The sequence below is a fragment of the Phocaeicola sp. genome, assembly GCF_057861905.1.
Window position 1 is genome coordinate 15,507 of sequence record NZ_DBMACV010000019.1, and the last position, 22,523, is coordinate 38,029.

The 22,523-nt window shown below is 41.3% G+C and carries 16 protein-coding genes; 11 read left to right on the top strand and 5 right to left on the bottom strand.

What is annotated here, in order from left to right; all coding sequences use genetic code 11:
• Positions 1–203: 203 nt before the first annotated feature.
• Positions 204–1,760 (top strand): PCMD domain-containing protein, encoded by a 1,557-nt coding sequence (locus ACZM60_RS05625; RefSeq protein ID WP_489520997.1) that lies wholly within the window; start codon positions 204–206, stop codon positions 1,758–1,760.
• Positions 1,761–2,133: 373 nt separating this feature from the next.
• Here the strand turns inward: ACZM60_RS05625 and ACZM60_RS05630 are convergent, their stop codons facing one another.
• Positions 2,134–2,916: a porin family protein gene (locus tag ACZM60_RS05630; RefSeq protein WP_489520998.1), complete on the bottom strand. Its 783-nt coding sequence runs from the start codon at positions 2,914–2,916 to the stop codon at positions 2,134–2,136.
• 35 nt (positions 2,917–2,951) lie between these two features.
• A complete protein-coding gene (locus tag ACZM60_RS05635) occupies positions 2,952–4,067 on the bottom strand; it encodes a PCMD domain-containing protein (RefSeq protein ID WP_278411495.1) in 1,116 nt (371 codons plus the stop codon).
• A gap of 265 nt (positions 4,068–4,332) precedes the next feature.
• Here ACZM60_RS05635 and ACZM60_RS05640 point away from each other — a divergent pair, with 265 nt between their 5' ends.
• Genes ACZM60_RS05640 through ACZM60_RS05675 form a run of 8 tightly spaced genes read left to right on the top strand, consistent with a single transcriptional unit; the run spans position 4,333 to position 13,446 of the window.
• Positions 4,333–5,139, top strand: coding sequence for a DUF4493 domain-containing protein (locus ACZM60_RS05640; RefSeq protein ID WP_489520999.1), 807 nt, complete (start codon positions 4,333–4,335; stop codon positions 5,137–5,139).
• 17 nt (positions 5,140–5,156) lie between these two features.
• Entirely contained in the window at positions 5,157–6,509 is a 1,353-nt protein-coding gene (locus ACZM60_RS05645) for a DUF4493 domain-containing protein (RefSeq protein ID WP_489521000.1), read from the top strand.
• Positions 6,510–6,515: 6 nt separating this feature from the next.
• Entirely contained in the window at positions 6,516–7,502 is a 987-nt protein-coding gene (locus tag ACZM60_RS05650) for a DUF4493 domain-containing protein (protein WP_489521001.1), read from the top strand.
• A 42-nt stretch (positions 7,503–7,544) separates the two neighbouring features.
• Positions 7,545–8,201: a PCMD domain-containing protein gene (locus ACZM60_RS05655; RefSeq protein ID WP_489521002.1), complete on the top strand. Its 657-nt coding sequence runs from the start codon at positions 7,545–7,547 to the stop codon at positions 8,199–8,201.
• 7 nt (positions 8,202–8,208) lie between these two features.
• On the top strand, positions 8,209–8,937 hold the full coding sequence (locus tag ACZM60_RS05660) for a hypothetical protein (protein ID WP_021971692.1): 729 nt from the start codon (positions 8,209–8,211) through the stop codon (positions 8,935–8,937).
• Positions 8,938–8,948: 11 nt separating this feature from the next.
• The gene (locus tag ACZM60_RS05665) at positions 8,949–10,568 is read left to right on the top strand and encodes a PCMD domain-containing protein (RefSeq protein ID WP_489521003.1); all 1,620 of its coding nucleotides are present in this window, start codon (positions 8,949–8,951) and stop codon (positions 10,566–10,568) included.
• A complete protein-coding gene (locus ACZM60_RS05670; RefSeq protein WP_489521004.1) occupies positions 10,561–12,732 on the top strand; it encodes a DUF4493 domain-containing protein in 2,172 nt (723 codons plus the stop codon). Before ACZM60_RS05665 ends, ACZM60_RS05670 begins: the two co-directional genes overlap by 8 nt.
• A 9-nt stretch (positions 12,733–12,741) precedes the next feature.
• Positions 12,742–13,446 (top strand): hypothetical protein, encoded by a 705-nt coding sequence (locus ACZM60_RS05675; protein ID WP_489521005.1) that lies wholly within the window; start codon positions 12,742–12,744, stop codon positions 13,444–13,446.
• Between the two features lie 196 nt (positions 13,447–13,642).
• Here ACZM60_RS05675 and ACZM60_RS05680 read toward each other — a convergent pair whose 3' ends face one another.
• The 3 genes from ACZM60_RS05680 to ACZM60_RS05690 all read right to left on the bottom strand — a co-directional run bounded on the left by ACZM60_RS05680 (position 13,643) and on the right by ACZM60_RS05690 (position 17,716).
• Positions 13,643–14,977, bottom strand: coding sequence for an NADP-specific glutamate dehydrogenase (locus tag ACZM60_RS05680; protein ID WP_489521006.1), 1,335 nt, complete (start codon positions 14,975–14,977; stop codon positions 13,643–13,645).
• Positions 14,978–15,139: 162 nt separating this feature from the next.
• Complete coding sequence (locus tag ACZM60_RS05685) at positions 15,140–15,316, bottom strand: hypothetical protein (protein WP_021971698.1); 177 nt, start codon at positions 15,314–15,316, stop codon at positions 15,140–15,142.
• A gap of 114 nt (positions 15,317–15,430) precedes the next feature.
• Positions 15,431–17,716, bottom strand: a complete 2,286-nt coding sequence (locus tag ACZM60_RS05690) for an NADP-dependent malic enzyme (protein ID WP_489521007.1) — start codon at positions 17,714–17,716, stop codon at positions 15,431–15,433.
• Between the two features lie 314 nt (positions 17,717–18,030).
• Here ACZM60_RS05690 and ACZM60_RS05695 point away from each other — a divergent pair, with 314 nt between their 5' ends.
• Together ACZM60_RS05695 and ACZM60_RS05700 are read left to right on the top strand one after the other, a co-directional pair.
• Entirely contained in the window at positions 18,031–19,242 is a 1,212-nt protein-coding gene (locus ACZM60_RS05695; protein WP_489521008.1) for an efflux RND transporter periplasmic adaptor subunit, read from the top strand.
• A 47-nt stretch (positions 19,243–19,289) separates the two neighbouring features.
• Positions 19,290–22,523: an efflux RND transporter permease subunit gene (locus tag ACZM60_RS05700; protein WP_489521009.1), complete on the top strand. Its 3,234-nt coding sequence runs from the start codon at positions 19,290–19,292 to the stop codon at positions 22,521–22,523.

Genomic DNA, 22,523 nt, shown 5'->3' on the forward strand with positions numbered 1-22,523 from the left:
CTTTCTACAAAGTTATATGTTTTTTGAAATATAGACTACTCACTAATTAGTTAAATAACCTAATATGGTTTATAAATTAGTATGTTATGTATTCACTTTTAATGTCATATTAAAAAATAGAACAAAAATAATAAGATTAGACCTTGTCAGTTCCTCTAAAAGGTTGTTACTTTGCACCGACTAATAAAAATTTAAGGTATCAAATGAAAAAGAATTTGTTTTTTTACTTGTTTGCTGTATTGTGTACAGTGAGCTTGTTCACTTCTTGTAGTGACGATGATGAACCAACAGTAACTGTCCCTGGCAATGTTGATGTAGCAGGTGACTATAAAGGAGCATTGGATGTTACGTTGAAAATGGAAACTGGAGATGTTCCTGCTGGTAGTGTTCCTGCACAGCTTGTTTCTGTGACTAATGCTGGAGAAAATACTGTAGATTTAAAAATCAGTAACTTTTCTTTCAGTGGAATGTCGTTGGGTGATATTGAATTGAATGGTTGTCAGTTGGCTGATGCTGGAAATGGTAAATATACTTTTACAGCAACTTCTTCGATGGACGTAACAGGTTTGCTGTCTGCTGGAATCAAAGCAAATGGAGTTTTTGAAGATAAAACTCTTACACTCGATTTGGATATAGATGATGTCAAACTGATGGGATCTCCAGTACCTTATACGGTAAAAGTAACTTATTCTGGTACTAAACTTTCTGGTAAAGAAAGCAGTGAAGCTAAGATCCTTTCTTTTGTTTTCGACAAAGAAGTTGCAGCTGTTGATTCATTGGTTGTTGGTGATGTGGTTATCAACGAAGAATCTAAGACTATTACTTTCATGGTTGCTGATACTGCAAAAGCTGAATATCTTACGGCTTTAGTTCCGACTATTGAAGTTTCTGAAAAAGCGACAGTTACTCCTGCAAGTGGTGTAGCACAGGATTTCTCAAATGGCAAGACTGTAACTTATACAGTTACTGCTGAAAATGGAACAACAGTAGAATATGTAGCTTCTATTTCTGGTAATGCTTCTTTCTATGATTTTGAAAGCTGGAGTTATGGTAGTACTTTGTATCCTGAAGAACAGGATTGTCCTATATTGAATGGATGGGCTTGTTGTAACGATGCCGTCCTGTTAATTAAAAAAATGGGGATATTGGGAGGTATTACTTATGAAGGAGAATATCCAGTACGTCCTTCTATCGATGATGTACATGCAGGTGAAAAGGCTCTTTTGCTGGAATCTGTAGATACTAAAGGCGGAAACATTTTCGGTACTCCTGTTCCTAAGGTAACAGCAGCTACAGCATTTTTAGGAACATTTAATGCTTTTGGTGCATTAGGAGGAGATCCTATGGCTACTACAAGCTTTGGTGTTATGTATGACAAACAACCGCTTAAAGTAACAGGCTTTTATAAATATACTCCGGGTGCTGAATTTTATAATGCAAATGGTGAATTGCAGGCTGGTGTTACTGATAAATGCTCTTTAAGTGCAGTGCTTTATGAAGTTTCTAGTGAAGATGAAACTTTGAATGGTGGTAATATTTACACTTCTGATAAAATTGTAGCCAGAGCTGTATTTACAAATGATAAAGCTGTAGAATCTTATGCACCATTTGAATTGAATTTGGAATACGTAAAAGATTACGATTCTTCAAAATTGTACAAGTTTGCTGTTATTTTCTCAGCAAGTGCTGATGGAGCTAGTTACAATGCTGCAGTAGGTAGTAAATTGCTGATTGATGATGTAACAATCATAAATAAGTAATTTCTAGATCTTTAACAAGAAGAGAAGAGGTGGTGAAGTATTATTACTTTACCACCTCTTTTTATTTGTACAAATTATAAAAAAACATGCTGATGTTTTATCCAATTCTTGGGCAAGTTTTCTTGAATTTATGCTCATGTTTTTTTAGTATGCAGTGATTCCTAAAATATAGATATCTGATATAAACTAAAAAGGCTTTATCAATCGTATTTGGGAGAATGATAGAGCCTTTTTTATAGTAAGTAAAGTGGTTGATTCTTAATGTAATAAACTCTTTTGGAAAGAGCCTGATCTTTGGTTTGCCCTCACGTTTTCTTCAATAGCTGAAAATTTGATGAGAGGCTTGAAAAATATGTATTTCTGTTATGAGAAGTTAAAATTCGTATCCAAATCCAAAATTCAGATAAATGGGGTACATGGCAAAAGAAATAGTATTGAAGTCTTTCTTGAATATGTCATTGAGTCCCCATGTCAAATCAGCGTGTACAGTGAGGTGTTTGTAAGCTTTCCAGCTTCCTCCAGCCTGAATACCCCATTGGAAACGACGTAATTCATCAGAAAAGTCATATGCAGCTGAGTTGTCACCTTCAAAATCAATGCGGCTTCCCGTTGCATCGGGAGTGCGCAAATGTCCTTCATAAACTTCTCCTGAAAAATCTCCATCCATCATGTATGAGAAATAAGGACCGGCTACAACTTTCCAGCGGTTATTGATTTTATAGTTTGCCAACAATGGAATAGTGATATACGACATCTTGACTTTGGTTTTGACACCTCCGGTCCAAAGGCCTTCTACTTTTCCGCCTACTTCGTTGAAGATAGCCATTCCGTAATTTTTTACTGTAGCACGTGTGGTCATGTCTTTGCTGTCAAGTCTTACTCCAAGACTTATTCCCCATTTCTGGGCGGCATCAACCCATTTTGTTGCGTTTCCTTCAATTGTTATGGCAAGTCCCGGTGAGTAACTGTCCAAGCTTCTGATCTCTTTTGGAAGAGGAAGCGGTGAAGTTCCTCCGATGTTGACACCTGCCTTGAACTCATAGTTCAGACCATGTAGTGATGACCACAGCAAACCTTTATGTTCGGTAGACTGTGCATGTAACAAATTTGCTCCTGCAGTAAGTGCCGCAGCTAATATAAATATATATTTTTTCATATTTCTGTTTCGAATATCTAGATGATTGAATTGTATTATTCACAAGTTATTTCTACTTCGTCAATGCAAAGCTCACTTCCTATAGCCCCTTCGAAATAGGCTCCCTGAATGCTGGAAGAGAAGACAATAGCAAGTTTATATTTACCAGCTTTCAGATTATCTTCATTAATGGTTTTACCATTTTGGAGCTTGAAGTCCAGATCAAATCTGGTCCACTGGTCGGTTGCTTCTGTTTTGTCTATACGTGCCATTGAAACAATGTTCTTTGCCTTCTCGTTGCCTTCCGTAAATAAGTCACCATCCAGTGAGAAGTCACTGTTGGGCGCTTCATAAAGCACGGCATAGATATCACCGGTATCGGTTTTTCCTGAAATGACATTTCCGTTCTGGTCTGTTAATGTTGCTCCCGGTTTATATTTGTAGTATCCCGACATTTTCAGAGGTTTCCGTGTGAAAGGGAAGCCAAACTGAGTTGCTTGTCTTGGAGCAATGATGGCATAAGTTGTGTTGAAAGAGCCGATAAAGAGATTTCCGGCAGCAATCGGCATTTTAGGGTTGGTATTCATACCAAAGGTTCCTGTTGACTGAGTAACTAGTTTTACACATTTGCCTTCTACTCCTCCGTCAGCCTGTGATGTCGGATATTGTATGGCATTGGTTGCCATGCCGCATAAATTATATCCCTGATTACCACTAGCCCATTGCATGATACCATTTACATCAGTCAGGTATAATACATGATATGGATTGATTTCTCTTAAGTTTTCGAATGAATATTTTAAAGGCAGTTCTATTGTGTATAGATTAACTGTGTAAGTTGCCTTGTTACTTCCATCTTCGGATGTGACAGTGAAGGTACGCTCTTTTTCAGTGCTGAAATCGTAGTAAGGTGGATTGTCCTTGCTTTGAGATTGGTCCGGACTGATAGTAGCCCCGTCAGGGAGAGTAAAATTCAGTTCCTGAGCTGCTACATTAGAGCCTTCGAAAACGAAGATATCGATTTCTCTGCTTATTTCATTGATGTTTATTAATTGGATATTTGCTCCGCTACATCCGTCTATTGCCGCTTCTACATTTAATGCTTCATCCTGAATGCAGGATATTGTGGATAAGGATAAGGTAATTCCGATTAAAATGTTTTTTAAATTCATGTTTCTTTTTAATTATCGTTGATGTGGCAAATATACAACAAAAAAAGCAGGATGGAAGCTAATTCCATCTTAATTTTTATACTGTATTTATGAAAAATAGACTAAAATAATATTGGTAAAATGTATGACTTTCGATACTTTATGATATGGTATAAGTGCGGAAAGATAAAAAATAGAACAAAAATAAAAAAACAGACCTTTTCGATAAGCTGAAAACTCTATTACTTTGTGCCCCGGAAAAATTAAAATTACTAATTGAATGAAAATGAAAAACTATTTAAAACTTCTTTCTTCAATAGTGTTGCTGGCTTTCATAGGTAGCTGCTCGAGTGAAGACGGAAAAGAGAGTGTTTCAGGGCAAGGCAGTATCATGGTTGATTTGTCGACCAATCTGTCTTATAGTCGCGCTGTAGATGAGAGCGCTTATCTGAACGTGAAAAATTACAAAGTGTCTTTGTATAAAGGGGAGGATCCCGTTTATACGGATAAACTGTATGAGGATTTGGATGTAGAACAGAAAGTTGATTTTGGTGTTTCTTATATACTGACCGCTTACTATGGAGAAGATGTGGCTGCGGGTTATGACAAATTGTACGTAAAGGGTAGTGAATCATTTACTGTATCGCAAGGAGATAAGAAAACAGTTTCTATTGTTTGTAAACCTGCCAATGCCAGAATTACTTTGGTTTATAAAGGAAATGATGATAACGATGCATTCGAAGATTACTTCCAGGATTGTACCGTTACTGTAAAGACCGACTATATGGATGAGGCTTGTACTATGAACAAGTCGAATGAAGGTCAGCAGCTTTACCTGAAGACTGGCGATGAAGGTACAGATGCTACTTTGTCTTTCTCTTTAATTGATAAAAACGGTGAACCTGTATCTGTAGACAATTTTACTACTTCTAAAGTGATTGATTTGAAGCCTTGCTATTCTTATACATTAACAATCAAGCCAAATGCCACAGATATAGCAGGTGGTAAAGTCGGACTGGAAATTACTGTCGACGACGGTGTTACTGAAGAAGATGTTACAGTTGATATTTCGGGTGATTACATTCCAAGTTGAAATAAAATACGAATAAAATGAAAAAATATAAAAGTTTAATCTGGCTTTTAGGCCTTATGATAGGTTTCTCATCTTGCGAAATGCGCGATGAACTTTGGGGCAAGGGAGAAGCTGGCGAAAATGCAGGTACACTGGAACTCGACCTGGCATCCATTTATAACGGAGTGACAATGAGTCGTGCTGACGAAGTAGTTGACGGTGGAACTACTACCGGAAACTTTGATGCAGAAGATGTAAATGTAGATAACTATACGTTGATTGTAACAAATGCGGAAACTCAGGAAGAAGTTGCCAGAGGTAAGGTTAGCGAACTGAAAAACGAAAGCGGAAAAGTTGTTCTTCCGTTGAGCGAAGGTGATTATTCTGTAACAGCTTACAATTATGAAGGAGAAAATGTAACAGTATCCGAACGTCCTTATTTTAAAGGGGAGCAGACTTTCTCTGTAAAGAAAGGTATTGCTACAAGTGTTGATTTGCCTTGTAAACTGGCTTGTGTGGAAGTATCTGTTGGGCTGACAGCTTCATTCGAAGAGTCTTTTAAAGATGATTATTCAGTAATAGTTGATAATGGAGATGGTGCCACCCAAATATTCGATAAGAATTCTCTTGGTAAGAAATATTATTTTCAGGTTCCTGAACACCAGAACAGTCTGAATGCTTCTATCAAGGCAACTTCTGTAGAAGGTAATTTTATTGAATTGAAAGCAACTATTCAGAAGCCTTCTGATGCAGAGGGTAGCGAATCTTATTTGGCTGGTGGAGATTCTTTTGAAATCAATCTGACTGAAGAAGGTTCTACTGAATCTCATATTTCTATCGGCATTACAGTCGATCTGACATTTACCGAAGTGGGTGAAACAATCGAAATCCCTGTAGGTAATATTATTTATGAAGGTCCGGATACTCCGGGTGAAGGTGGCGAAGGCGGTGAGGAACCGGAAGCTTCCATTACATTCGAAGGATTGCCTGCTACTTATACTTGTACTTATGGTGATTCTGAAATTGCAGGTTTACAAGATGTCCGTATCTTAGCTCCTAATGGTATTAAGAATCTGAATGTAACTATTTCGGGTGAGATTGCTGGGCTTTTAGGTATGGTAAAATTACCTGGAACATTCGATATCTGTAATCTAACTGATGATATTAAACCTACACTGATTAGCACGTTGGAACTTATTACAGAAGATGAATATAATCAGTTGCATGCGGGAACCTGTACAGATTTTACGTTTAGACTGGGAAAACTATTAGTGCTTGTCCCAAGTGTTGTTCAATCTGGAGAGAGTATATTTAACTTGTCTGTTTCAGATGGTGTAGATACTAAAGACGGAGATATTACAGTTATCGTAAATCCAAAAGGTGAGGAGTAAAAGAATATGAAATTAACAAATATAATGATCGGATTATTTCTGGGGGCAGGACTTGTTTCTTCCTGTCAGTCAGAAATAGATGAAGCCAAAGGATATGGCTATCTCCAGTTGTCTTCTATTGATGTTAATAAGGGTGTAGAAACTCGTGCTGACATAACTGAATCGGAAGCGATTGCTGTCGATATATTAGATGAGTCGAATGCTGTAGTACAGCATGCCGATGACTGGAGAAGTTTGGATGATGTATTACTGCGAGTAGCAACTTATACCATCAAGGCATATTCAGCCGACAAGAATATGGAAACTCAGGGCTTTGATGCTCAGCCTTATTATGCAGGACAAAAAGATGTAGTAATCGAAGCCAATAAGGCAAAGAATGTAAACATTACTTGTAAGCTGGCACAGACAATGGTTTCTGTAAATTGCTCGGAAACTTTTAAGTCAACTTTTGCTGGTTATACATGTTATATAGAAGGTGCTGATGCGCTGAGCATTCCATTTGTAGAAGATGAAGCACGTGCTGCTTATGTAAAGGCTGGTCAGCCTTTGACTGTAAAAGTTGATTTCGGTAATGGAAAGTCTTTCTCTCAGGAAATCACTTCGAAAGCGGAAGCTGCTTACCACTATAAAGTAAACTTGGATATTACGGAAGGTAATGCCGGATTTGATATCTCTGTGGACCAGACTATCCATCAGTACGACGTAACAGTAAAAGTACCTACCAAACAGGAAAGTGCTGACATGGTGACCAGCGATATTAAGAATGATGCTTCCAAGGTTTGGGGACAGTTTGCTTATTTGTCGGGAACTTGTAATTTGGCAGAAATAACTTCTCCGGTGCAGTTCCGTTACAAGAAAAAAGCTGGTACTGAATGGACTACCGTAGAAGCTGTTCAGGAAGAAGGTACAAAGAACTATTCAGTAAAGGTTGCTCCGCTGGACTTCGGTACTGAATATGAATATTACATATTGTGTGGAGATAAGGCGGGTTAGACTTGTACGCTTACTACAGAATCGTATGTAGAAATTTCGAATTTGAACTTTGATACGTGGACTCAGAGCGGCAAGAACTGGTATCCAAATGGGGATGCAGCCAATAGCTATTGGGCAACAGGAAATGAAGGAGTAACTACTTTAGGTAGTTCTAACAGCGTGCCGGTAGAAGGTAACGACGCTCGTAATGGTAAGGCTGGAAAGCTTGAAACCGTAACTGTTGCTTTGGTTGGATATGCAGCAGGTAACTTACTGATTGGTAATTATTCTACAAATCTTGATAATATGGCAGTTAGCGTACAGTTCGGACGTTCTTATAACGGTGCTCGTCCTGTTAAACTGTCTGGATATTATAAATATACTCCGGGTACTTCGATGAATAAGAATGGAAAGATTCCTTCTGATCGTACATTGACTGTCGATGAATGCGATATTTATATCAAGCTTTGGTCAGGAGATGCGGTTATTGCTGAATCACATTTTGTGACTAATCAGACTGTTTCTGATTATACTCATTTTGAACTTCCTATAGAGTATACAGATATGACCAAACGTCCGGATAAAATTACAATCGTAGCTACATCAAGTCGTTATGGTGGTGAGTTTGAAGGCTCAGGTATGTTGGGTACAAAGGTGGTCGGACAGGTTGCTGAGGGCAGTACCCTTTGGGTAGATGATTTTGAATTGTCATACTATTAATATTTGCATGAAGAAATATTTGATTTTATTATTAACCTTTTTGTGCGTAACTTCGGTCTACGCACGAAAAGGTTATGATCGTAATATAAAACCTACTCTGTTTGTGCCGAAAGGTTCGTGGATGGGAGGAGTTACATTCTCTTATACGGAATTGACAGGCGATAATTACAAATTCCTTATACTGGATGACGTGAACGGTGAAGGTTATACTTTTAAGGTGAGTCCGTATGCCGGATATTTTTTTCGGGATAATATGGCTGCCGGTATACGTTTGAATTATAATCGTACCTATGCGGATATAGGTAGTATTAATCTGGATTTGGGAGATGACCTGACATTCGATATCAGCGATTATAAGTATCTGGAGCATGAATATACTGCTGCCGGATTTTTGCGTACTTATATGGGACTTGGAAACAGTAAAGTTTTTGGCTTTTTCAATGAGCTTCGTCTGACGTATGGATATGGTCAGGGAAAAACTTTATCTGGGTCGGATGAGAAAGCAACGGGTACTTATCAAACTTCTCATCGTTTGCAGATTGGTGCGGCACCGGGCTTGACGGCTTTCGTTACGAACAATATGGCAGTCGAGGTGTCGATTAATGTCGTTGGTCTGGACTTCAAGTGGATTGAACAGACTACCAATCAGGTTGAACATGGGTCATACCGTCAGAGTTCCGCTGATTTTAAGATTAATATATTTTCCATCAATATCGGTGTTTGTACTTATTTTTAAATTGACAAATTATGATTATAAAAGCTTTAAAGTTTAGCTTTATATCACTCTTGTTACTGAACATGTCTTCGTGTATAGAGAATGACATTCCTTATCCTTATATCGAGGGGGTTATTCAGGAAATTCAGGTAGACGGAATGCAGGGAGAAGCCGTGTTCAATAATCAGGCTCGTACTATTGAACTTACTATAGGTGAAGATGCTTTTATCGATAGTTTGCCGATTACCAAGTTGGTTGCCAATTCGGAAGCACTGATTTATCCGGATACGGCTGCTTGTATTAAGCCTAACGGTTTTCCAAATTTTAGTTTTGCTTCGTTGAATGAGCTTCCTGCCAATGCAAATACTGCTGTCGATTTTACAAATCCGGTAGGTTTCTTGTTGAAAACTTATCAGGACTACTGGTGGAAGATTACAGTAAAGCAGGAGATAGAACGTACTATTGAGGTAGAAAATCAGTCGGGAACGGCTCCTTCGTTGGACTTATATAATCATATTGCGATTATTTATGTCACTGAGGATGCCGATTATCGGAATATCAAGATTAAAAAGTTGAACCTGGAAGGTTCTAAAACAGTGCTTGATCCGCCAGCAGAAACAGTAATGGACTTTACCCGTCCGCGTGTGTTTAAGGCTTATCGTAACGGAAGATATATATGCGACTGGACGGTAGATGTACAAAAATCATCGGTAGCCGCTTCTGTAGAAAAGGTGAATGCATGGGCTACTAAGGCTTATATCAGTGGCAGTTTCCGTGCAGGAAATAAGGTTTCGGTGGAATATCGTATAAAGGGCAGTGAAGAATGGACTACTCTCGATGCTTCTGCTGTTACTGAAACAGGAAGTACTTCTTATTCTGCCGAACTTACCGGATTGCAGAGTGGTACGGATTATGAAGTACGTGCTCTTGCCGGAGATAATGAAGGAGAGGCATATTCTTTCCAGACGGAAACGATTGTGACTCTCCCCAACATGAATTTCGATACGTGGACGCAGGATGGTAAGACTTGGTATCCTAATCCGGTTGCCGATAACTATGACGATCCGCAAGCTTATTGGGCAACAGGAAATGAAGGGGTTACTATTTATAAGGAGTCGAGTACGGTACCGGTTACAGGCAGTGATGCTTATAAAGGAAAAGCAGCTAAGATGTATACTTATGGTGATATTGTGTGGGTAGGAGCAGCTGCCGGTAACTTATTTATCGGAACCTATAAAACGAATATAGGAAAGCCTGTAGACAGCCCGTCGTTTGGACGTCCTTATTCTGGAGCTCGCCCCACAAAACTGACTGGGTATTATAAGTATAAATCAATGCCTATTACATATAATGGTACCGTTCCCGGAAATCTGAAAACAGATCAATGCCATATATATGTGATGTTATGGAATGCATCCGGTCAGGAAATTGCTTATGGTGAGTTTGTAGGCACTGAGACTGTTACGGAATATACAAAGTTTGAACTTAATCTGGAATATAGTGATACGCAATCGAAGCCTGCAAAAATCGCTATTGTAGCAACTTCCAGTCGCTATGGTGGTGAATTTGATGATGCTGGTAAAAAAGTTATCGGACAGGTTGGTGATGGTAGTACTTTATGGGTAGATGAATTTGAATTAGGTTATGAATAAATCAGTTATTGAATATATGAAGTGGATAGGCTGCTTGTGCTTGTTGGTACTGTGTGTGGTACTGGGTGGATGTCAGTCGGATGAAGAAACGACTTTATCTGGCAAGACTGGTTTGCTCGTTACATTGACGGACGAAGAAAACAAGGCTTATTCACGTACTGCTCCTTCTGACTTGGACGATCCGTTAACGGAAATGTTTCAGTTGAAGGTGGTATATAGCGGTACGGATAAGTCGGCGTATAAAGGTAGTTGCAAGGAATCTATCCTGTTGTTGGAAGGGCTCTACGACCTGACAGCTACTTATGGCGACAATCCGGTGATTGCTCTGGATGCTCCTTATTATATAGGAACTTTGGAGGGGCAGGAAGTGATAAAGGGGCAGATGACTTCGGCTTCTATCTCTTGCTCGGTTGCCAATTCGTTGCTGTCTGTCCTTTATAATAAGGAGAGTCTGAATAAGCTGTATGAGTCTTATTACGTGACGGTTTCGGTTGGTAGCGAATCTGTTGATTTGGATGCTGATTCAGGCAAAAGTGCTTACTTCCGTGCCGATTCGTCGGTGAAGCTTGTTTTCCATGGACGTTTGTCTGGAACTGGTAAGGAGGTTACTTACGATATTCCAGATCAGGAGAAGTTCTCAAATATTCCGGTGAAGACTCATGTAAAAGTAACGTTGGGACTGGATGAATCTAATATTACTTCAGGTGTGGGTATTTCCATAGAGAAGCTGGAAACAGAAACAGTTTCCATTTCAGAAACAATTCCTGTGGAATATTTGCCGAAGCCGAAGTTGGAATCAGACGATTTTGTAAACAATACATTGTCGTTCGCCGAAACAGAAAAGAAACCGGCCGTTATTCGCCTGAAGCTTTCGTCTGCCTTGCAGGAGCTGAAGCTGAAGTTTAATTCGGCAGATGCTAAGTTTGCCGGACTGGAACAAGGAAGAGAATATTTGTTGTCGAATGCGGAAGATAAGTTGGCTGTAGAAACTGCATTGGGTATTGCATTGCCGGAAATCGGAGCAACGGAGGGCAGTCTTGATTTTACTTCCTTGATTCCCCAGTTGATGACAGATAAAGGAGCTACTGTTGCATCGATGGTAGAAGTGGATGTTGAGGCCAATAACCGCTGGGCAAGCGAGGATGCATCGGCCAACCGGGTTTATACACTTACTTGTAATAAGCCGGAGTTTAGTGTCAGTGCTTATCCGGGAAATATTTGGACAAAAGAGTTTACAGTGAGTCCTTTGTCGGCCGAAGATGTAAAGGCTGGAGATTATGAATTGTTAGGGCAGAAAATGAAATATCAGTTCAGTGCGGATGGTGAAAACGATTGGACCGATTTGGGAGAAGATTTGCGAAAGGCAGATTTGTTGCCTGGAAATACTTATTATGTCCGTGGAGTTTATCGTGGCGTGATTTATGGTGAGACTGTGGCAGTAAAAACTTATGAGGCATTATCTATTCCAAATTCAACTTTGGATGAGGGGTATAGTACAACTTATCCTAAAAAAGATAATCCTTTATATATTTTTAATGGTGGATGGATTGGAACTCGAAATACATTGACCTGTCATTCAGATGGTGCAAATGCATTTTATGTCTCTAAATCAAGTACATTACCCATAACTGAAAATGGAAGTACTGTCGCACATCTTATGACTATAGGATGGGGGACTGGAAATACCTGTGATTTTGGAAATAAGTCTGGCAGTGTTATTAATCATGTATCTGCAGGCTTAGTTTGCGTGGGTGATTATGAGGCTTCTAATGATACTATTTATGCAAAGTCTGCTTCAATACGACCTACATCTTTGAGCTTTACTTATAAGGCTGCTCCCTATAATGGTGATGAATATTTTGTGGAAATAGCTTTGGTAAATATATCAGATGGAATTGAAACTTTGATTGGTCATGCTGAGTTAACTTCAGGAGAAACGGTTGGTAGTTATACAACAAGCACTATTGATGTGGAGTATAATGATGAATGTAAATATCTTCCGATAACTCATGTACGAATTATTTTTAAGTCTGGTATAAAGGAGGATAAAGATCATTTGGAGGATAAATTCAGGGATGCATCTTTCTGGGATGGATATAAAAATGCTTATCTGGTCGGTAGTCAGTTCTGGTTGGATTCATTTTCTTTAATTTATAACAAATAAGGAAGTAGAATGAAAAAGAAAATATTATATATTTTATTAGGAGTTTTCCTGCTGATTAGTTGCCAGCAGGAAAACGATACGGTACTCTCCGGCGAAGGATTCTTGTCGGTTGGAGGAATAGAGATTCAGTCACAGACAAACACAGAAGTTGCTTCACGGGCAGCAGACGACATCACTTGGACGGTTGAATTGTGGAAAGGAGAGGAGATGCTCCGTACATTATCGGCCGAAGATATGCAGGATAAGATCGAGCTGGCTACCGCGGACGATTATATGCTGAAAGTGTACAGTCCGAACTATGGTACGGAAAAGAACTGGACGAATGATGAAAAAGGTGAGCCCGTGTATTATAAGGAAGTACCTTTTTCTGTAAAGCAGGGAGAAACAACCGGATTGAAGGTTCAGGTTCCTATGATTACTTTTGCCGTAAGTCTGGATCTTTCGGCAGTGCTGGTGGGCGATTGGTTACAAGAGTATAGCTTTACGGTTACTTCGGCTGAGCGGGCTGTGTCGTTGAAAGATGGAGAAACCGCTTACTTTGCTCATTCAGACGGTGTTTCTTTCAGCTATGAATTGTCTGTTACCAATTCGGATGCAGAAGTGAATGTCCTGAAGGGTGAATGGGGTGTACACGAAGGCGAAACCGTAAATCGCAACACTGTGTATACGGTAGTATATGATTGGAATACTCGGTCTTTGTCTTTGGAAAAATAATCTGAAATACTTTGAGTATAGCCCTCCTTGTTTCATGTATGAGTCTGTTCTCGGCATGAAGAAGGAGGGCTTGTTTGTTATGGTCGCACGGAAGTTCAACAAAGAGTATATTCACCAGGGAATATAAAAAAACGGATGGAATGTTTGCCGCATTCCACCCGTTTTACTTTTAATTATATGAGGATTACTTAGTCTATCAGACAATACCCTGAGCCATCATGGCTTTGGCTACTTTCATGAAGCCTGCTACGTTTGCACCTTTCACGTAGTTGATGTAGCCGTCCGGTTCTGTACCGTACTGTACACAAGCCTCGTGAATGTTCTTCATGATGCTCTTCAGCTTTTCGTCTACTTCTTCCTGGCTCCAGCTCAGTTTGATAGAGTTCTGAGTCATTTCCAGACCAGATACTGATACACCACCAGCGTTAGCAGCCTTACCCGGAGCGTAAAGAATCTTAGCTTTCTGGAATACGCGGATTGCTTCAGGAGTAGATGGCATGTTAGCTCCTTCGGAAACGGCAATTACACCGTTGGCGATCAAAGCCTTGGCATCGTCGCCGTTGATTTCGTTCTGGGTTGCAGAAGGAAGAGCGATATCAGCCTTTTCGTTCCATGGACGTGCACCTGCTACATATTTGCAGCCGTATTTTTCTGCGTATTCGCGGATACGTCCACGGTACAGGTTCTTCAGTTCCATGATATAATCCAGTTTTTCACGGTCGATACCGTCCGGATCGTAGATGTAACCGTCAGAATCGGACATGGTTACAACCTTGGCTCCCAGCTGAATCAGTTTCTCTACGGTATATTGAGCTACGTTACCCGAACCGGATACCAGACAAGTCTTGCCTTTCAGTTCGATGTTACGTGTTTTCAGCATTTCCAGCAGGAAGTAGATGTTTCCGTAACCAGTTGCTTCCGGACGGATCAGTGAACCGCCGAATTCGCGTCCTTTTCCGGTCAGTACGCCGGTAAATTCGTGAGCCAGCTTCTTGTACATACCGAACATGTAACCTACTTCACGGCCTCCTACACCGATATCTCCGGCAGGAACGTCTGTTTCAGGGCCGATGTGACGCCACAATTCCAGCATGAATGCCTGGCAGAAACGCATGACTTCAGCGTTTGATTTACCACGTGGAGAGAAGTCGGAACCACCTTTGCCGCCACCCATCGGAAGGGTAGTCAGAGAGTTTTTGAATGTCTGCTCGAAAGCAAGGAATTTCAGGATTCCCAGGTTTACAGAACTGTGGAAACGGATACCACCTTTGTACGGGCCGATAGCGTTGTTGTGCTGAACGCGGTAACCCATATTGGTCTGGATATTACCTTTATCGTCCATCCAGGTTACACGGAACTGATAAACTCTATCTGGAATACACAAACGCTCTATCAGGTTTACTTTGTCGAATTCGGGGTGTTTGTTGTATTCTTCTTCGATTGTGCCTAACACTTCTTCTACTGCCTGATGATATTCAGGTTCATTCGGAAATCTTCTTTTTAGATCTTCCAGTACTTTAGCTGCATTCATAATTATCTATTTAGTTGTTGGATTATTGATGTCCTCAATTAATTAATTTTGAATGTGACAAAAATATAGAAAAAATTTTATTTGCACAACATTTGATAAAGAAAAACGAGAAAAAAATATCAAAATACTTGAAATTGTAATTTAAATATGTGTAAATGGTTATTATTTGTTGTTTCTTAATGATTTGGCGACAGGAATGAATACAAGAGCTCCCGAAATGAGAATCATTATGATAAGGGGGCCGTCAATGTGAGGGGTTGAAGTCAGAATCAGAAAGCAGAGTGCTGCCCAGAACAGTGTCAGGATGACACATTGGGTTTTGGTAAGGGGCTTTTTCATAGGTCGGATGGTATTATGGGGTTATAAAAAGAGAAAGCTGAAAATAAAGGATAAAGTTTCTCTTTTTCGGCGAGGACTTTAAGCTTTATTCTCAGCTTTCCGCTTATTTAGGGTTTAACATTGTTTCTTTTTCTTGTCTACGATGGCATCGATGCAGGCAATGGCCGTAATGTTGACGATGTCACGTACCGAACTTTCAATGTCTGTAAAGTGGATCGGCTTGTTCAGTCCCATCTGGATCGGGCCGATGACTTCTGTTTCACTCATGCTCTGGATGAGCTGGTAAGTAGCGTTGGCAGAACTCAGGTTCGGGAATACCAGGGTATTGACTTCCTTGCCTTTCAGACGGGTAAACGGATATTTCTCGTCACGCAGTTCGTTATTCAAGGCAAATTTCACTTGCATTTCTCCGTCGATGGCCAGTTCCGGATATTCGCGGTGCATGTAGCTGATGGCTTCGTGTACCTTTGCCGGACTTCCTTCCGTATCGGAACCGAAGTTAGAGTATGACAGCATGGCCATAACCGGTTCCTGATTGAAGAAGCGTACTGCTTTCACCGACAGTTTGGCTATATCGATCAATGTATCTGTATCCGGATGACGGTTGATCAGTGTATCGGCGATGAAGTAAGTACCTTTCTTGGAGTTAAGGATGTGCATGGTGCCGAAATGATTGTATCCCGGCTGGATGCCGATTACTTCCTTGGCTACTTTGATGGTATTGGAGTATTTGGTGTACAGACCGGTTACAAAAGCATCTGCCTCTCCGGTTTCTACCATCATCATACCGAAGTAGTTGCGTTCGAACATCTTGTCGTTTGCCTCTGCGAAGTTCGCTCCTTCGCGGGCACGCTTTTCACACAGAATGCGTGCATAGCGTTCACGGCGTTCTGCCTCGCGGTCGTGACGGAGGTTGACGATTTCAATGCCTTCCAGGTTCAGGTCAAGTCCTTTGGCCAGCTTGGCGATACGTTCTTCGTTGCCCAGCAGAATCGGGTTACAGATACCTTCGGCCTTGGCTTCTACAGCCGCCTTCAGCATGTTGGGGTGTGTACCTTCGGCAAAGACTACACGCTGCGGGCAGCGGCGGGCTGTTTCGTACAACTGGCGGGTCAGCTTGTTTTCCTGTCCCATCAGTTCGCGCAGGTGATTCTTGTATGCTTCCCAGTCGGTAATCTGCTTGCGTGCTACTCCCGATTCCATTGCGGCTTTAGCCACAGCCATGGAAACTTCTGTAATCAGTCGCGGATCGACCGGTTTCGGAATGAAGTATTCCGGACCGAAGGTCAGGTTGTTTACGTGGTATGCCTCGTTCACTACGTCGGGCACCGGCTTCTTGGCAAGTCCGGCGATGGCACGTACGGCAGCCAGCTTCATTTCTTCGTTGATGGCGGTAGCACGTGTATCCAGGGCACCACGGAAGATATACGGGAATCCGATTACATTATTAATCTGGTTCGGATAGTCGGAACGGCCGGTCGACATCAGTACGTCCGGACGTGATGCCATGGCATCCTCGTACGAAATTTCCGGAGTCGGATTGGCCAGCGCGAATACAATCGGATGATCGGCCATGCTTCTTACCATATCCTGGGTAAGCACGTTACCTCGTGACAGGCCCAGGAATACATCCGCTCCCTTGATGGCTTCTGCCAGCGTGTGTACGTCCGTACGGTCGGTTGCGAAGAATTTCTTCTGTTCGTTCAGGTCGGTACGCTGTTTGGAGATGACTCCCTTGCTGTCCACCATGATGATGTTTTCCAGACGCGCTCCCAGCGAAATGTACAGCTTGGTACATGATACAGCCGAAGCACCGGCACCGTTTACAACAATCTTGACATCTTCTATCTTTTTGCCTGCCACTTCCAGTGCGTTCAGCAGTCCGGCACTCGAAATGATGGCTGTACCGTGCTGGTCATCGTGCATCACCGGAATGTCCAGCTCTTCCTTCAGGCGCTGTTCTATCTTGAAACATTCAGGAGCCTTTATATCCTCCAGGTTGATACCGCCGAATGTCGGTGCGATGGCCTTTACGGCTTCTATGAATTTGTCAGGATCTTTCTCGTTGACCTCGATGTCGAAAACGTCGATGCCTGCATAGATTTTAAAGAGCAGGCCTTTTCCTTCCATGACCGGCTTTCCGCTCATGGCGCCTATGTCACCCAGTCCCAGTACGGCAGTACCGTTCGATATGACGGCAACCAGGTTTCCTTTTGCGGTATAGTCGTAAGCCGTTTCCGGATTTTTCTGTATTTCAAGACATGGTTCGGCTACTCCGGGCGAGTATGCCAGCGATAAATCTCTTTGTGTTTGGTATGGTTTGGTAGGAACTACCTCTATTTTACCAGGCTTGCCCTGTGAGTGATAGAGCAAGGCGGCTTCTTTTGTTATTTTCACCATGGTTCTATTGATTTAATGTTTTCTCAATTAATGTGTAGCGCAAATGTAGAAATAAAATAACAAATGGAAGATTATTTCTTTTAAAAAACTATAAATTGTAGAATGTGCCGATTTCTTTGGTCGATAATATTTGTCAATTGGTCGGATTAATTTGGCGATATGTAATAACTCTCTTGTTTTATGGTTATTGTTAGTTAAACGATTGTTTTTTTGAGTGATTTTTTCCGTATATTTGCAAGGCTAAAAACTAAACAGGTTGAAAAAGTTTTCTAATTTTTAAAGAAGAGGGTACGAAAAACATTAACTATTATAATATGAATATGAGTGTAAAAAGAAACAGAAGTTTTTCTTCTAGCCGGATTGCCCTTATGGCTTTGGGGGTATCGGTTTTAACTGCTTGTGGCGGAGGTCAGGGCGGTATGAAAATGGGTGACAACGAATTTGCTGTACAAACGGTTACAACAACTTCCAGTAATCAAACCACTCAATATCCGGCTACAATCAAGGGTTTGCAGGATATTGAGATTCGTCCGCAGGTATCAGGCTTTATCGTGAAGTTATGTGTCGACGAAGGAGCAACCGTTCATAAAGGACAGGCGCTGTTTCAGATTGATCCAACTCAGTATAAAGCAGCTTACGATCAGGCTAAGGCCAGCGTAGAGTCTGCAAAAGCCAATTTGAAGACTGTTACAGAAACAGAAGCCAACAAGAAGATGCTGCACGAGCAGAAGATTATCAGCGACTTCGAATATCAGACAGCTATAAATAACTTGCTGACAGCCAAGGCTAATGTAGCACAGGCTGAAGCTGCTTATGCCGCCGCAAAACAGAACCTCGGTTTCTGTACGGTAACCAGCCCGTCGGACGGTGTTATCGGTACATTCCCGTATCGTGTAGGTGCTTTGGTCAGCGCTTCGGTTGCCGAGCCGTTGACTACCGTATCTCAGATTGGAGATATGTATGTATACTTCTCCATGACAGAAAAACAGTTGCTGGCTTTGACAAAGGCAGGCGGCACACTGAAAGAACAGTTGGAAAAAATGCCGGCGGTAAAATTGCAGTTGGCCGATGGTACAATGTACGATGCTGAAGGTAAGATTGATGCTGTCAGCGGAGTCATCGACCAGAGTACCGGTTCTGTAAGCATGCGTGCTATCTTCCCCAACAAGCAGAACATCCTGCGTAGTGGAGGTATGGCAAATGTCGTATTCCCTTATGCAATGGATAATATTATTTTGATACCTCAGACAGCTACACAGGAAATTCAGGATAAGAAATTCGTTTATGTATTGCAGGCAGACAGTACACTGAAATATACGGAAATACAGGTTTCTAACTTGAACGACGGTAAGAATTATATCGTAACCGGCGGTTTGAAGGAAGGAGATAAGGTAGTAGTGGAAGGTGTTCAAACTTTACAGGATGGACAGAAGATCGTTCCTATTACTGTTGCTCAAAAAGAAGCTAAATATCAAAAAGCCCTCCAGGATCAGCGTGATGGAAATATCCAGACTGCTTTCAATTGATTGTGTGAGGAGAATAATGTATTCGTATAATATTATTAAGGAATAGAATGAAACTAGATAAATTTATTAATCGTCCGGTACTGTCAACGGTAATATCTATCTTGATAGTTATCCTGGGTATAATCGGCCTTGCTACATTGCCGGTAACACAGTATCCGGATATTGCGCCTCCTACCGTATCGGTAAGAGCTACCTATACGGGTGCCAATGCGCAAACTGTATTGAACTCAGTTATTGCACCGCTGGAAGACCAGATCAATGGTGTAGAAAACATGATGTATATTCAGTCTAGTGCGTCAAACAACGGCTCGGCCGATATCAGTATTTATTTTAACCAGGGTACAGACCCGGATATGGCTGCGGTCAATGTACAGAACCGTGTTTCTATGGCGCAGGGTTTGCTGCCAGCCGAAGTAACAAAAGTCGGTGTGACAACTCAGAAGCGTCAGAACTCTATGTTGTTGATTTTCTCTTTGTACGATGCAGAAGATAAGTATAACATCGAGTTTATTGAAAACTATGCCAAGATTAACTTGATTCCGGAAGTTCAGCGTGTAAAGGGTGTGGGTGATGCCAACGTGATGGGTCAGGACTACTCTATGCGTATTTGGCTGAAGCCGGATGTAATGGCGCAATATAATTTGGTCCCATCTGATATTTCTGGTGTATTGGCCGAACAGAATATTGAAGCTGCTCCCGGACAGTTTGGTGAACGTGGAAATCAGACATTCCAATATACTATTCGTTATAAGGGACGTTTGCAGCAGACAGAAGAATTTGAAGATATCGTTATTAAAGCATTGCCAAATGGAGAAGTTCTTCGTTTAGGTGATGTTGCTCGTATCGAACTCGGACGTTTGGCTTATACCTTTAATAATACAGTAAACGGACATAAGGCTGTAACTTGTATTGTGTTCCAGATGGCAGGTACTAATGCTACTGAAACTATTAATAACCTGCTTGATGTTATCAGCAAGGCAGAAGAAAGTTTGCCTGCCGGTCTGAAGATCAACGTTGCTCAAAATGCTAACGACTTCTTGTATGCATCAATCCATGAAGTAATCAAGACTTTGATCGAAGCATTTATCCTGGTGTTCATTGTTGTATATGTATTCTTGCAGGATATGCGTTCTACATTGATTCCGGCTATTGCTATCCCGGTAGCTTTGATTGCTACATTCTTCGTATTGAAGCTGATTGGATTCAGTGTGAACTTGTTGACTCTGTCGGCGATGGTGCTTGCCATTGCGATTGTGGTCGATGATGCCATAGTGGTGGTAGAAGGTGTCCATGCAAAATTGGACCAGGGATATAAGTCATCTCGTGAGGCTTCTATTGATGCCATGAGCGAACTGGGTGGAGCATTGGTTTCAATTACATTGGTCATGATGTCTGTGTTCATTCCGGTAAGTTTCATGGGAGGTACAGCAGGTACATTCTACCGTCAGTTCGGTATTACCATGGCCATCTCTATTGCATTCTCTGCATTGAACGCATTGACACTGTCTCCGGCTTTGTGTGCTATCTTCCTGAAACCACATGATTCAGAACACAAGCCAAAGAAAATGAGTGTTATCGATCGTTTCCATACTTCATTCAACGCTGCTTACGATTCATTGTTGAAGAGTTACAAGAAACGTGTTGTATTCTTTATCCATAAGAAATGGTTATCATTAGGTTTGGTAGCTGCTTCTATTGTTTTGCTTGTATTCTTTATGAAGATCACTCCTACAGGTATGGTTCCTAATGAAGATACGGGTACTATCATGGGTGCTGTAACTTTACCTCCTGGAACATCTCAGGAACGTGCAATGGAAGTTTTGGCTAAAGTAGATAGCTTGGTTGCAGCCGAACCTGCTGTTGAATCTCGTACTATTATTTCCGGATATAGCTTCATTGGTGGTCAGGGACCTTCTTACGGTTCTGTCATTATCAAGTTGAAAGACTGGGAAGAACGTTCCATGATGCAGAACTCCGACATTATTTACGCTACCTTGTTCATGCGTGCGCAGAAAGTCATCAAGGATGCACAGGTATTGTTCTTTGCTCCTCCTATGATTCCGGGTTATTCTATTTCAAGTGATATCGAGTTGAATATGCAGGATAAGACCGGTGGTAGCCTGGATCACTTCTTTGAAGTCGTAAACAGTTATACCGCTGCCCTGGAAGTACGTCCTGAAATTAACTCAGCAAAAACAACATTTAACCCTAGCTTCCCGCAGTATCAACTGGATATCGATGCCGCAGCTTGTAAGAAAGCAGGTATCAGCCCGAGCGATATTCTTTCTACTATGCAGGGATACTTCGGAGGTTTATATGCATCAAACTTCAACCGTTTCGGTAAGATGTACCGTGTAATGATTCAGGCTGAGCCGGATGCTACTAAAAACATGGAATCTCTGAACAGCATCAAAGTTCGTAGTGGTAACGAAATGGCTCCTATTACACAGTTTGTCAGCATGAAGAAAGTGTATGGTCCGGATATCATCAACCGTTTCAACCTGTATACTTCTATGAAAGTCATGGTTGCTCCGGCTTCAGGATACACTTCAGGTCAGGCATTGCAGGCTATTGCCGAAGTTGCTAAGGAAAACTTACCTACTGGATTTGGTTATGAATTAGGAGGTATGGCACGTGAAGAGGCATCTACAAGTGGTAGTACAACAGGTATTATCTTCGTGTTGTGTTTTGTATTCGTTTACTTGTTGCTGAGTGCTCAGTACGAAAGTTATATTCTTCCGTTGGCTGTATTGCTTTCAGTTCCGTTCGGTTTGATGGGTAGCTTTATTTTCGTTAACGGATTCGGTGCATTAGGAAATATACCAGCATTGAAGATGATTCTGGGAACTATGTCAAATGACATCTACATGCAGATTGCATTGATTATGTTGATGGGTCTGTTGGCTAAGAATGCAATTTTGATTGTAGAGTTTGCCCTCGACCGTCGTAAGCAAGGTATGAGTATTTCCTGGGCAGCTGTGCAGGGTGCGGCAGCTCGTTTGCGACCGATCTTGATGACCTCTTTGGCTATGATTGTCGGATTGCTTCCGTTGATGTTTGCGTTTGGCGTAGGTGCTCACGGTAACCGTACTCTGGGTTCTTCAGCTATCGGTGGTATGTTGATTGGTATGATTCTGCAAATCTTCATTGTTCCGGTACTGTTTGTTATATTCCAATGGCTACAGGAGAAGATTAAGCCGATGGAATGGGATAGCCTTGACGAAAGTGAAGTAGAGGCTGAAATCGAACAATATTCTCCTACTGCTAAAACTCATAAATGA